Genomic DNA, 12,920 nt, shown 5'->3' with positions numbered 1-12,920 from the left:
GATCTGTAGGAAAACGCTTTCTGCGGGTTCGAAGAGGGGAGAGAGCTTCAATTGGGGGATCAAGTTTGTTTAAAAGGATCCCGCCCCATGTCCCAAATTGTCCAAGGCCAGTCCCGGTCGTCTCTCGAAGAAACGGCTCGTGATCTTTGCAAAAAATTGAACGGCCACTGGTCAGGTACCAAGGGAATGGCCTGCTGCCCCGCGCATGATGATCATACGCCATCGCTCGGAGTGAGCATCGGTAGAAATGCAATACTCTTTCACTGTTTCGCAGGCTGCGCGCAGAGTGAAGTGCTAACTGCCTTGGCGCACCAAGGCGTGGATCAGCGCAATCTGTTCGATGGCGGCAGCGTACCGTTCGATGGACCCGCGCGCGTGGACGTCAGGCCGTCACGTGCGGCACTGCGTATATGGCGCGAAGCCCGGTATATCTCTGGCACAAGCGCCAAAGCCTATCTCGAAGCCCGAAGCATATTGGCCTCATCGCCAATGCTGCGTTTTAACGCCCAAACACCATTGGGCCCAAAAGGCATGGTCCGTTTTCTGCCGGCCATGATTGCAGCTGTCAGTCTCGACGAAGGTGTCATTGCCGTCCACCGGACATTTCTGGATGGCACGCTTCCCCGCATAGCAAACTTCGAAAAACCCAAGCGCGCGCTTGGCCGCCTCGGCGAAGGCGCAGTTCGTCTGTTTCCTCCAAAAGATGGCTGTCTTGGCTTGGCAGAAGGGGTGGAAAGCGCGCTCTCAGCGCGTGCGCTCACTGGCATTCCCTGCTGGGCAACGCTTGGTAACGAACGCTTTGGTCTTGTTGCCATCCCGGAAAGTGTGACCGAGCTCCATCTCTTTGTCGATGCCGACCAAGGCGGCGTCCTCGCCGCGAAACGCGGTCGGTCAGCCTATTTGCGAGCTAGCCGCCGAATTCTAGTCCGCACACCATCATTGCCCGGAACTGACTGGAATGACGAGCTGGTGAACTGGACGGCGCGGCGAAAGGTTTAAGAGGAAAGCAGGCTTTTTGAGGGGTGACCATGGGTCTGACAATAGCGTCAGGCCGGTCGCGCAAACCTCAGGAGGCCGCCCATGAATTTCCAGACATCCCTATTCGCCAATCCCGAATCCACTGCCGACACCTTTACGTCGGCATTCATTAAAGCCGCGCGGCAAATTGTATGTGCTCTTGGCTGTGGGCGACATCTCAAGCGGAATGATATCAATGAATTTTTTCAAACCACAACAGGCGGCAGTGATGCTGCGCATTCCTGGTCCATAGCCGACAGCAATCATGCGATCGAACTGGGCGCGCTGCTCTGGCTTCGAGAGCACAGCCGGATAGGGAGCAATTCTCCATTGGCAGAAGTTGAAGCCCGGCTTGAATGGCTAAATTCCGCACTGCCGCCCCGCCATGTGCGCAGCGAGGAGCAAAATGCGCTTCAGCAATTTTCCACGCCGCCGATACTCGGCTGGCTTATGGCAAAGGCAGCGCAGCTCTCGAAAGCTGACCTTGTCCTCGAACCATCAGCCGGCACGGGTATGCTGGCGTTATGGCCAGCTATCCATAGAATTCCCTTACTCCTCAACGAGATTGATCCCTCGCGTAGGCTTGTTCTACGCGAGCTTTTCCCGGGCGCCGCTATCTCTGCCCATGACGGCGAGCTGATCGATGACCTTCTTCCCGCAGCACCCCAGCCAACTGTCATACTCATCAACCCACCTTTTGCGCGGAGCGCCGAACGCGGCAAAGACGCCAAGACGGCGATGCGTCATCTGCGCGCTGCCTTTCGTTTGGCATCGCCGACAGCACGTATCGTTGCAATCATGCCCGAAAGCTTCAAGGCTAAAGACTTTGTTCGACGTAACGATCCGGCTGGGTTGCATCTTGATCTGGTCATCGAGGGAGCCTTTCGCCAAGTTGGTACAGGCGTGTCGGTGCGCCTGGTTGTGATCGACAAGGGCAGCAATAGGGAGTCCGCTGGCAGTCAGGTCACGACATCGCTAGGCGCACTATATGATTTGATCGCGTCCTTGCCCGCTCGGCAATCTGCTTCTGCGCTGAACCTTGTGCTACCCACGCCTCGTCGTCCATTTTTACCTCTGAGCGCTGAACAGCGAAACCGGCCGCTGGCACCCTTTGCGAACCGGGGCGCAGAAATTGCCGTTTGCGAGGCCCTCGACTATGTTGTTCTTGATAACCCGGCGGACCTGCCCGAGCAGGTGGGCATCTATCTGCCCTACCGGCCAAGCCGCGTATCGATAAAGGAAGCACCGCCGCACCCGACGCCGCTGGTGGAATCGGTTGCGATGGGTTCGGTCCCAGCGCCAATCGTCACCGCAAACCCCCTACTACCTGCTGGCTGGAAAGACAGCGGCCTCTTGTCGGAGGCGCAGTGCGAAACACTCATCTATGCCAGCGCCGCCTTTGAACGCGATTTGCCCGGTAGATTTGCACCGGATGATAAAGGCACCCAGTTAGCAATAGCCGAAGATGGTCACAGCTACCGCCAGGGCTTTTTCCTTGGCGATGGAACCGGCGCTGGCAAAGGCCGTCAGATAGCTGCGATTATCATGGAGCGCTGGCTTGCGGGCGAGCGCCGCCACATCTGGATATCCAAGAACGAAGCACTGATCGAGGACGCGCGTCGGGACTGGCAGGTGCTTGGCGGATTGCCGCTCGATATCCAGCCCTTGTCGGCGTGGAAACTTGGTCAAAAGGTTGGAAGCTCGCAAGGCATCCTGTTCGTGACCTATCCGACATTGCGCTCGGGCCGGATGGAAAGCACAAGACTTGATCAGATAATCCAGTGGGCCGGAGGTGATTTCGAGGGCGTTATCGCCTTTGATGAAGCCCATGCGATGGCCAATGCGCTTGGCAGCACCGGTAGCCGCGGACCGGTCAAGGGATCCGAACAGGGAATAGCAGGCCTTCGCTTGCAAAATCTCCTACCGCGCGCACGTGTCCTCTATGCTTCGGCAACTGGTGCTTCGGATATTGACAATCTTGGCTATGCGACGCGTCTTGGTCTCTGGGGCCCAGAAACCGCCTTTACGACCTATGACGACTTTCTGAGCAGTATCCGCGCGGGCGGTATTGCGGCGATGGAATTGGTCGCCCGTGATCTGAAGGCGCAAGGCCTCTATCTTGCCCGCGCGCTATCCTTTGCTGGCGTCGAATATGAAATCCTCGAGCATCAACTTACCGCTGCGCAGATTGCGGTGTACGATGCCTATTCAGCGGCCTGGTCAATCATCCATCAAAATCTGGAAGCCGCACTCGAGGCCACGCGCGTGGTTGACGAGGATAGCGGTGATACGCTCAACCGCAATGCCAAGGCAGCGGCCCTGTCCATCTTCGAAGGCACCAAACAGCGCTTCTTTGCACAGCTCTTGCTTTCGATGAAACTCCCGTGCCTAATTCCGGCTATCGAACAGGCGCTCGCAAATGACCAATCGGCCGTCATCCAGCTGGTATCGACATCGGAAGCAATGCTCGACCGGCGGATCGCCGAACTCAGCGATGAAGAGCGCGAAGCCCTCGGCATTGATCTATCGCCCCGCGAATATGTGATCGACTATTTGTCCAAAAGCTTTCCGGTTCGCTTGATGCAGCTGTTCACTGATGAAGAAGGCAATCTCCGCTCGGAGGCAATGAGCGATGCGCAGGGCAATCCCGTTCTTTGCAGCCGCGCGGTTGCCGCCCGTGATAGCCTCATCGAACAACTCTGTGCGCTTCCGCCCATTGCCATTGCGCTCGACGCAGTGATCGACCATTTTGGAAAACAGGCCGTTGCCGAAGTCACCGGACGCACCCGCCGGCTGATAACTGACCTTAAAGGCCAGCAGCAACTCGAACGCCGGTCGCCGCGCTCCAACCTCACCGAGGCGCAGGCCTTCATGGACGGGGCCAAGAGGATCCTGATATTTTCAGACGCTGGCGGCACCGGTCGGTCCTATCACGCTGACTTAAGCGCCCAAAACCAGCAACGCCGGGTCCATTTCCTGCTCGAACCGGGCTGGCGGGCGGACAACGCCATCCAGGGCCTTGGCCGCACCAACCGGACCAACCAGGCCTCCGCGCCTTTGTTCCGTCCTGTAACCACCGATGTCAAAGGCGAACGCCGCTTCATATCGACAATCGCGAGACGTCTGGATACGCTCGGTGCGCTCACCCGGGGCCAAAGACAAACCGGCGGTCAAAATCTTTTTGATCCGGCCGATAATCTCGAAAGCGATTATGCTCGCGATGCGCTGGGTCGCTGGTTTCATCTGCTCTATGACGGAAAGCTAGAAGCGGTCTCTTTTGCCCGCTTCTGCGAGCTGACGGGCCTGAGGCTTGAAGACACAGATGGCGGTCTCACTGACAATCTGCCTTCGATCCAGCGCTGGCTGAACCGTATCCTTGCGCTGCCGATCGCCATCCAGAACGCCATCTTCGATGAATATCTGGGGCTCATCGAGGCGCGCATCGAAGCCGCCCGCGAAGCCGGAACGCTCGATCTTGGCATCGAAACGATCGCGGTCGATAATTTTGCGATTGTTTCGGATCAGCTGCTGCGCGCCGATCCGGTATCGGGCGCGACCACGCATCTGCTCAGTCTCGATGCCGAGCGGCAACTCAAGCCGCTGCGATTTGAGCGTTTGGCGGGGTTGCATGACCTGTCCTCGCCCCATGTTCAGCCTATGCGCAATGCGCGCTCGGGCGGCGCTGCGCTTGCTATCCCGGCTCGCCGTATCATCAACGATGACGGATCGGTGACTGAGCGCAGGCGTCTCCTGCGCCCGCTCAAATCTGCCAACTGGACAATCGAAGCGCTGAGCGAAAGCCTCTGGGAACCTGTCGACCGTGAGTCATTCGAGCGCATCTGGCGCGCCGAAGAACAAGAGGCCGCCCGTCGCCGCGAGCACATGAGAATATATCTGACCACCGGGCTGCTCCTGCCGGTCTGGAACAAGCTTGGCGACGAGCATATCCATGTCGCTCGTATTGTTGCCAAGGATGGACGCGCGCTGATTGGCAGGCAGGTTGATGCCGCCGATCTTGCAGCGATTTCAGAAAGCTTCGGTCTTGCGCATTCAGGCAGCGTTCCGGCCAGTGATATCGCAAATCTGGTCATGACAAATGGCAAGCCCATAGCGCTCGCCAGCCATGACGCGCTCGTTGTGAAGCGATCGCTGGTCAATGGATCGCAGCGCATTGAGCTTACTGGTTTCAGTCCCCAGCGCCTCGACTGGTATAAGGCAAAGGGCTGTTTCACCGAAATCATCCGCTACCGCACACGGCTATTCGTGCCGACGAATGAGGCTGCTTGCATTTTGACCAATCTCGCGGTCTGACTGGTCATAGCGCTTTCACCAAATTGAGCCGAACCGGCGTAAAACCGGCCCCAAAAGCCTTGAGAGAAGAGCGATGCTCGGGGGTTTATGAACCTGCCTTTCGGGCTGGTTCGTCCATCTCAATCAGGAGTAAATATCATGATCCAGTCTATTGCATTGAACAAACTCGTTCCCAGTCCCCGCAATGTGCGCAAATCTTCCGATCCAGCAGCTGACGCGCAGTTGAAAGCCGATATTGCAGCGCGCGGTCTGCTGCAGAATCTTCTTGTCCGCTCAGCACGGCGCGGAAAATTCGAGGTCGAAGCCGGTGGCCGCCGTCTGGCAGCCCTCACGTCTTTGGCCGAAGAGGGCGTGTTGAAGAAAAATATGCCGGTCACTTGCCTGGTGATCGAAGGCGACGAACACGAAATGCGCGAAGCCAGCCTTGCGGAGAATTTTCAGCGGTTGCAGATGAACCCCGCCGACGAAGCGCAGGCTTTTGCAGCAATTATCGAAGCGGGCGCATGTGCAGCGGATGTTGCGCGCCGTTTCGGCGTCACCGTGCGATTTGTGGAGGGCAGACTGCGGCTCGCTGCGCTTGCGCCTTGCGTCTTTGAAAGTCTGGCTGCCGGAGAAATCACGCTGGATATCGCCAAAGCCTATGGAGCAACTTCGGATATCGATCGGCAAGCTCAGGTATTTGCCGAGGTTCAGGACGCCTATTATCAAATCACCGCCGACAGTATTCGCCGCATGGTACTCGAACGCAGCGTCCGCGGTAGCGATCCCCGGGCTATTCTTGTCGGCCGCGACGCCTATATCGGTGCTGGTGGCCGCATTGAGCGCGAACTGTTTGACGACGAAGCAAGCGAGAGCTGGCTCGATATCACTTTACTTGAGGAACTGGCGGCCAGAGCCATGGACGCAGCGGCACAAGCAAAAGCCGGCGAAACCGGTCTTGCCTGGGTCAAACCGACACTCGACTGCTATGTCAGCCATGAGCTCGTAGGCGGTCTTAGTCGGCTTCCTGCTGAACCAGCACCGTTGGAGGCCGCCGAAACGGCACGTCTGGGTGAACTCGAAGCCGCCTACGACATCCAGGCAGCGATTTTGGAAGATGAGGATAGCGCCGAAGACGAGGTGATGAAGGCAGAATCCGAACTTGCCATAATCGACAAGGAACTGCGCGCCCTTAGCAATCGCCCACCCATTCTTGCCGAAGAGCTGAAACAAGATGCGGGCGCGTTCCTCATCCTCTCACGCGAGGGTGAACCGATGCTGGTGCCCCAATATTATAGCGCAAGTGAACCGGATAATGCGGACGACGGCGCGCTTGAGCCCGTCGCAAGCGAATCCCAAGATGCAGGCAAACCTGCAATATTGTCCCAGCGCCTTCTTGATGAACTCTCGATGCAGCGCCGCGATGTTCTCGCGCTCTATCTTGCCAGTGATCCTGCGCTCGCGCTCGATCTTCTGGTCTTCACGCTCGCTGACCAGGATAGTCATGATTGGCAGAAGGCCAAAGCGCTCACAATTTCCGGACCAGTCGCACATGGCCCGGTGGCGGGATTTGAGGCGAAGGACGCGCCAGCTACCGCAGCGCTTGCAGAAACATCGGCTGCATTGGATGAAAGCTGGCGCAGCGGTGACGGAGAAGTCGCTCGCTTCCTCTTGTTCCGCGGTCTTACAGACGATGCCCGCGGCCAATGGCTTAGCCACGTGGTTGCACGCACGCTAGTCGCTAGCTTGGCGGTAACTGGCGAGCGCCAAAATCCGCTGCACGACTGTCTGGGCAGCATGCTCGGTATCGAAATGGCGCATTGGTGGCGGCCAACTGCAGCCAATTATTTTGACCGGATACCCAAGGCGCGCACCCTTGAGGCGTTCGATGCTGTCGGCGGACCTGAACTTGTTAGCCGCTACGCTGCGTCCAAAAAGGCAGATCTGGCCGCGACTGCCGAACGCATCTTCTCCGGCAACTTCATTGCCGAAGCAGGCGTGAAGGAACGCGCATTGGCATGGGTGCCCGCTGTCATGGCTTTCCCGCCGCTTAGCTCCGCAGGCGATTCAGGAGATTGTCCGGACGCTCACGATGCCAGCGACAAGGAGATAGCCGAACAAGCGGCCTGACGTCCTCCTGACAGGTTTGTTTGCTCGGCTGAGGCGGTCCATCCCGATGGGGATGGGCCGCCTTTTCGCTTGCCCGCATCGATCGGCCGCACTTCACAAGCCCGGTACCAATCCAGAGGGAAGAGGAGAGAGCGGCTTTTTGCCGACATGAACCGGACATTCTCGTCCGGAGATTTCAGGAGAAAAGCCATGTATAAGAAAAAAGCCACTAACCGCCGTCATTCACGGCAAAACGCGGTGTCACCTGCCCAGCGCATCACAGCCGCGATTATAGAAAAACTTGAAGCTGGTACCAGGCCCTGGGTTCAGCCATGGCGCGGCATTCCTCTCTCCCGGCCCTTGCGCAGCTGCGGAACGCCCTATCGAGGCATGAATGTTTTCTGGCTCTGGATGGTAGCCGAATCTGCAGGATTTTGTTCGCCCTACTGGATGACATACCGCCAATGCGCGAAGCTCGGCGGACAGGTCCGTAACGGCGAAAAATCGACCATCGCCATATTCTATAAAAGCTATACCAAAGAAGTTGAAGCAGCGGATCATAGTGAGGTGCAGGAAGAAGCGCGCCGTGTTCTTAAATCCTATGCCATTTTCAATGCCGATCAATGCGACGGTCTGCCGGAGCGCTATTATCCAAAGGCTGAACTGCTTGAGATTGAACCCGAAGGGCGCGCAGAAAATCTGGATCAATTTTTTGCGCGCATCGGGGCCAATATCCGCGAGTATGGCAGCAGTGCTTATTACGAGCCATTAGCAGATCGCATTACCATGCCGCCAAGAAGTCTGTTTGATGATCAGAACCAGTTTTTCGCTACCCTTGCCCATGAAGCGACCCACTGGACCGGACATAAATCACGCTTAAATCGCAATCTTAAAAACCGCTTTGGCAGCGCTGCCTATGCCGCAGAAGAACTGGTAGCTGAACTTTCAAGCGCCATATTGGGCGCAGAGCTTGGCTTGCCGGTAAGTCATCTTGATAATCATGCGAGCTACATCAGCCACTGGCTCAAGCTGCTGAAATCAGATGACCGCGCCATGCTGACTGCAGCTGCACGGGCCGAAGAAGCCGCATCGCTTCTGCTGCGCCTCGGCGGCAAAGAGCAGATGAGTGCGCAGGATAGCGACGCTGCATTTGCCGAAGCAGCCTGAAGGAGAATAGATCATGGGACGTTCAGTGAGCTATCCAACCGGCGCCATCACTGCCTATCAGTTTATCGAAGCAGGCGATGATCATTGGGACCTGGAATATGAAGCGATTGTCGAGAATATTATCCATCAGGCCAAACAAGCTTTTCCGTCACTTAACCTCTATAATGGCTGGCGCGGACGCGAGGATCGCATCCTGCTGCGCAACGCTTTTGCTGATTTTGGTATCTCGGTATATTGCGGTCTCGCAGCCATCTGGATCACAGCGCGTGATGACAATCGCTATTGGGACAAAGATAGCATTGCTCCCTTGAAGGGCCGCACAGATCAATGGCTTTCCCAAATTGAAGCCCGCTTTCTGGTGATGTTTTCCCATTATCGTTGTATCGGCCGTTTCTCGAATGGCGAAGCCATATATGAGCCAGTGTCTGGCTGATGCGATACGTTCCTTAACTGCTCGCTACCGGTACGTTTTGGCATGAACTTGCTATTGCCCTCTAATCATTGCGTGCTGGCTGCAGCGCTGCTCACCCCTTGCCTCCTGTCAGGACAGGCCCTTGGACCGGTCGGCAGCCAGCCGCAACCTCAAAGGACTGCGGCCCGTGTGGCCCGCGCCAGCCTTGCCTTTGAGGTTTCCCGCCGTTGGCGGTGCGGCATGTCTGCCTATTCCCGGTCCGATGCGGGCACTGCCGGAGGCAACAGCGCGTCGCAATCCCGCTGCCCGCTTTGCTTCCAAGTTCAGGAGGCAAAACCATGTATGACAATTTTACCCGGTCGCTGTCAGGACTTGATCTTTCAGGTCTGTCGATCACCACGCCGCCATTTGGCCCCACAGATTTTCCATGTGAAAACGCGATCCAGCAGACGCTTGCCGGCGTCTGGTCTGATCTCTTTGCGCTTTTCAGCGATACCGCTCTGGAAGCTGATGGCGAAGACATCGCGTGGGGCTTCGTCAATCTCTTTCACCGCGCCGCTTCGCGCAAATCCTCGGCTGTCGACCGCGCAACCGACGAAATCCGGGCGCTTCTTGCAAGCGCCGACGGATCAGAAATCCACAGTTCCAATCTCGAAGAACAGATCGAACGCGCACAGGCTGCTGAAGCAAGCATGATTGCCTTTGAGGCCATGCGCGAAACGGCTGCCTCTCTCTATATCCATGAAACCGGCTCGTCCTGGAAGCCGATGACCGGTTCCCGGCCAAATCATGCCAAAGGCATCACATCAGCGGTGATCAATGGCCGTGATTTTCTCCGCGCTCGCGCGCAAAGTCGGAAGAAAGCCCATATTCCCGAAGGTACGCCAGTAATTTTCGCTGGCGGCCGAACAAAACAAAACAGCACTGACGATGCGAAGCGATTTGCCGAAAATATATGGGAAACACTCGACAAGGTATCGGACTGTGTTCCCGATATGGTTCTTGTCCATGGCGGCGACACCAAGGGGGCAGATCGCTTAGCCGCGTCCTGGGCGGAACGTCGCGGTATTCAGCAGCTAGTATTCGCGCTCGACCGTCGCCTCGGAGCCCGGGCAGGATTTAAGCGCAACGAGCAGATGCTCTCCCTCAATCCGCGATATTTGATAGCCTTTCCTGGTACAGGTGTTCTGGAACGTCTTGTCATTGAAGCCAAGACGCGCCGCATAACGGTTGTGGACCGCCGCGGCCTGCTTGGGACTTCTCCAAATTCGCCTGGGTGAGCGATTTTTAAACATGCAGTACCAAAATTGCCCAGTTTGCGACATCTTCGACAGCCCGTTCATTGTCTACAACCGGCTATTCAATTAGGTAGTGTGAAATGGCTTGGTGTGGGCGGTAGCGGACTGTTGGGTTTCGTGCGATTCCAAGTCGAAAAGCAGTCGTTAGAATTACTCGCCGAACCTAAGATGTGGCAGCCGGAGATAGCGTTCAACATCGGCCTCTTGAGGTTTCCCTCGTATGCCCTTGCAGATCGGGCAATCGGCCGTCGGTTCGTCCTTACTAACCAAGACCTTCGACTCCCAGCCGCGATATTCCTGCAATCTAGTCGGCTCTCGCATGCCCGTGACGGCCACCATAAATTCAGTCGCGGCGATGCTGGCAATCACGCCATTGATCGGCGAAACTGAAGGGCCCTTTTCTTCCAGCGCACCTTGGGGAATCCCGTAGATGGCATCTTCACGCTCGCGCTGCTCAGGAGTTTCGAAGTAGCGTCGAACCTCGCGGCGGTCGAGTAACCCCATACACTCCAAGCAGCCGTTGCCATTGAGAGACACGCAGACACGACCGCCGTAAATTCCCGGTTCAGGCACGTCAGAGGCCAGATCGATATAGGGCTTATCGTAGACGGCACTAAGCTCGTTCAAGATCGCCCTCGGTCCGTCCTTGTCGAAACAGCCGACGATCCAATCAGCTTCTCGCGCAGCCGCAAAAACCTCCGCAGAAACTAGATTGAATGGGAGGGGTTGCACATCAACCTCTGGATTGATTTCCTTCACCGTCCGACAGACGAGATCGACCTTCGCGCTGCCGGGCACAGGATCATCAAACCGTGCTCCCACAAATCGGTTGCGGTTGGTTTCGTCTAGTTCTTCTGCATCCGCCGCCATCACACGCTTAACCCCCAACAGAGCGAGGTGTTGTGCAAAGGGGCTGCCGAGACCGCCCGCGCCAACGAGAAGAACGCTGGTCTCGCAAAGCCTCTGCTGGCCTTCTGCACCGAAGAGTAGCATGCTGCGGTGGTAGCGGTCGGACATACCACTCACAGTCAGCCTCCCAAAGAGTTGTTAGTAGGATGCAAAAGCCGAGACCCGGTGCGGATGCCTTCAAGCGGCTTGGCTATTTTTGGATCAATGCGCCAAACCAATGCGTCGAAACCGCTCTGTGCGACTACGATCGCGAAATATGGGCGCTTCTTCAAACGCCACCACATGTAAGGGACAGTTTCGCTCAGCCCACGCCTGTCTGCCCATGAGAATGCCGCTGGAAACGGCCCCGGATGGGAATGCATCTCAACGAGCGAGGCATCAAGGTCATGCGCCTGCTTTATGAGCTTGGCACGCACTTCATCATCTAATTCAAGATAGTCGTTTTCCTGAGCAGCGAAATCGACTGACGTAAGTCTTTCTGAGGCCACAACCTCGAAAACGTTCTGATCGTCAGGAGTTGGTCGCGCGAAGAGGAAGGCCGCTTGCTCTCGCCCACTCTGCGGTGGGAGAAGATGACTGATCAACCCATCGTAAAGCGATTCTGACATGGCAAGGATAGTCATTAGGCGCCCTCCTTCAGACGTTGGGCGAAGCTGCGGACCCAGGCCAAAAGATTAGCCCCCTTTTCCACATCGCTAGTGGGGTGCCAGCCGTCCGGGCTCCAAGAGAAGTGCTGCCATTCGCCGGCGAAGGGATATGCTATTGGCGACCCCGTGTTCTGTGGGGGCTTGCCCCGGAAATTGATGCCAGCGGGAGCTGCAAAGCCATAGGGCTCCCCTGTTGGATATGTGGCGACAACCTTGAAGACGATAGGCGCTTCGGAGATCGGTTCATCCTTGATTCCCCAACCAGGTGGGAAGGCGTAGGCAGGGAGACGGAACCAATCCTCCCCGCCGTGTTCCAAATGTTCGATGTCAGGAAATCGCTCTCGAAGCAGCGCAAGCTCCTGCTCTATCCGAAGCCTCATCAGCCGCGCTTCCACTTGTGCTTCTTGCTGAAACCGCGACCGGGCTTGATCTCGACCACCTCGCCCGGCGAGAGCGTCCGTTCATTGTTGTCGGCATCGATCTCGATGACACCCTGACTGAGATCCCAGCCACCGAGTTCAGCAATCTGTTCGGTCGTGATTGTGGGCTCTTCCCACGGCACCACCGTGCCTTCGATGTCAAGAAAGTAGTTCGGGCCGAGGTTCTTTTCGGGCTTAGCCATGGTTGCATTCCTTCCATAATCGGGACATTGTGTCCTCACCACTTACTGCTCTTCAACCTAGCAAGTTCGGACACCAATTTTTTTTTTGGCCTTTGTGTCCGAATGTATGCCGGGGCGGAGCAGCATAAGTGAAGGAGAGAAGTGCTAATGGACGCCGCGGCGAGCAGCGTAGAATATTACTTGCCAGAGGAAGTGCTAGAGAGGCTTAATGCTATCTCTGACGCTGATGTTGCTCGTCTTGTCGGAATATCCCGTCGCCTGGCAAGGAGCGGTCTCTCTTCAGATGACTTGTTGCAAGAGACCTTTAAGCGGGTTTTGGAAACTGAGAAGCCTCGCAGGTGGCCAAGAGACCTTGACCTTGGACCTTTCTTCTTCGGGGTAATGCACAGTATTGTCGTAAGCGAGAGCTGTAGGCCGCCTTGCGCGTTGTGCCATTGAAGGGTTGAAGG

10 protein-coding genes are annotated in these 12,920 nt (G+C 56.8%); 6 read left to right on the top strand and 4 right to left on the bottom strand.

Annotation, left to right across the window (positions count from 1 at the left end; all coding sequences use genetic code 11):
- The first annotated feature begins 87 nt into the window (after nucleotides 1–87).
- Nucleotides 88–999, top strand: coding sequence for a toprim domain-containing protein (locus AACZ86_RS00050; RefSeq protein WP_339688372.1), 912 nt, complete (start codon nucleotides 88–90; stop codon nucleotides 997–999).
- A 99-nt stretch (nucleotides 1,000–1,098) separates the two neighbouring features.
- Here the strand turns inward: AACZ86_RS00050 and AACZ86_RS00045 are convergent, their stop codons facing one another.
- Nucleotides 1,099–1,323 carry a hypothetical protein gene (locus AACZ86_RS00045; protein ID WP_339688369.1) on the bottom strand — a complete coding sequence of 75 codons (225 nt, stop codon included), beginning with the start codon at nucleotides 1,321–1,323 and terminating at the stop codon, nucleotides 1,099–1,101.
- 24 nt (nucleotides 1,324–1,347) lie between these two features.
- Between AACZ86_RS00045 and AACZ86_RS00040 the strand changes: the two genes are divergently transcribed.
- The 5 genes from AACZ86_RS00040 to AACZ86_RS00020 all read left to right on the top strand — a co-directional run bounded on the left by AACZ86_RS00040 (nucleotide 1,348) and on the right by AACZ86_RS00020 (nucleotide 10,275).
- The gene (locus tag AACZ86_RS00040) at nucleotides 1,348–5,328 is read left to right on the top strand and encodes a strawberry notch family protein (RefSeq protein ID WP_339688366.1); all 3,981 of its coding nucleotides are present in this window, start codon (nucleotides 1,348–1,350) and stop codon (nucleotides 5,326–5,328) included.
- 138 nt (nucleotides 5,329–5,466) lie between these two features.
- Complete coding sequence (locus AACZ86_RS00035) at nucleotides 5,467–7,437, top strand: ParB/RepB/Spo0J family partition protein (protein WP_339688364.1); 1,971 nt, start codon at nucleotides 5,467–5,469, stop codon at nucleotides 7,435–7,437.
- Nucleotides 7,438–7,626: 189 nt separating this feature from the next.
- The gene (locus AACZ86_RS00030) at nucleotides 7,627–8,583 is read left to right on the top strand and encodes a zincin-like metallopeptidase domain-containing protein (RefSeq protein WP_339688362.1); all 957 of its coding nucleotides are present in this window, start codon (nucleotides 7,627–7,629) and stop codon (nucleotides 8,581–8,583) included.
- Between the two features lie 13 nt (nucleotides 8,584–8,596).
- The gene (locus tag AACZ86_RS00025) at nucleotides 8,597–9,016 is read left to right on the top strand and encodes a hypothetical protein (protein ID WP_339688360.1); all 420 of its coding nucleotides are present in this window, start codon (nucleotides 8,597–8,599) and stop codon (nucleotides 9,014–9,016) included.
- A 317-nt stretch (nucleotides 9,017–9,333) separates the two neighbouring features.
- The gene (locus AACZ86_RS00020; RefSeq protein ID WP_339688358.1) at nucleotides 9,334–10,275 is read left to right on the top strand and encodes a DUF2493 domain-containing protein; all 942 of its coding nucleotides are present in this window, start codon (nucleotides 9,334–9,336) and stop codon (nucleotides 10,273–10,275) included.
- A gap of 168 nt (nucleotides 10,276–10,443) precedes the next feature.
- Here the strand turns inward: AACZ86_RS00020 and AACZ86_RS00015 are convergent, their stop codons facing one another.
- The 3 genes from AACZ86_RS00015 to AACZ86_RS00005 all read right to left on the bottom strand — a co-directional run bounded on the left by AACZ86_RS00015 (nucleotide 10,444) and on the right by AACZ86_RS00005 (nucleotide 12,471).
- Nucleotides 10,444–11,310 carry a ThiF family adenylyltransferase gene (locus AACZ86_RS00015; RefSeq protein WP_339688357.1) on the bottom strand — a complete coding sequence of 289 codons (867 nt, stop codon included), beginning with the start codon at nucleotides 11,308–11,310 and terminating at the stop codon, nucleotides 10,444–10,446.
- An 11-nt stretch (nucleotides 11,311–11,321) separates the two neighbouring features.
- Nucleotides 11,322–11,825 carry a Mov34/MPN/PAD-1 family protein gene (locus tag AACZ86_RS00010; protein WP_339688355.1) on the bottom strand — a complete coding sequence of 168 codons (504 nt, stop codon included), beginning with the start codon at nucleotides 11,823–11,825 and terminating at the stop codon, nucleotides 11,322–11,324.
- A gap of 403 nt (nucleotides 11,826–12,228) precedes the next feature.
- Nucleotides 12,229–12,471, bottom strand: coding sequence for a multiubiquitin domain-containing protein (locus tag AACZ86_RS00005; protein WP_339688353.1), 243 nt, complete (start codon nucleotides 12,469–12,471; stop codon nucleotides 12,229–12,231).
- Nucleotides 12,472–12,920 lie beyond the last annotated feature (449 nt).

This window comes from uncultured Parasphingorhabdus sp. (assembly GCF_963975735.1).
Taxonomy (GTDB): Bacteria; Pseudomonadota; Alphaproteobacteria; order Sphingomonadales; family Sphingomonadaceae; genus Parasphingorhabdus.
Note: the sequence above shows the minus strand (reverse complement) of the source record. Positions and strands in the feature narration are given on the sequence as shown.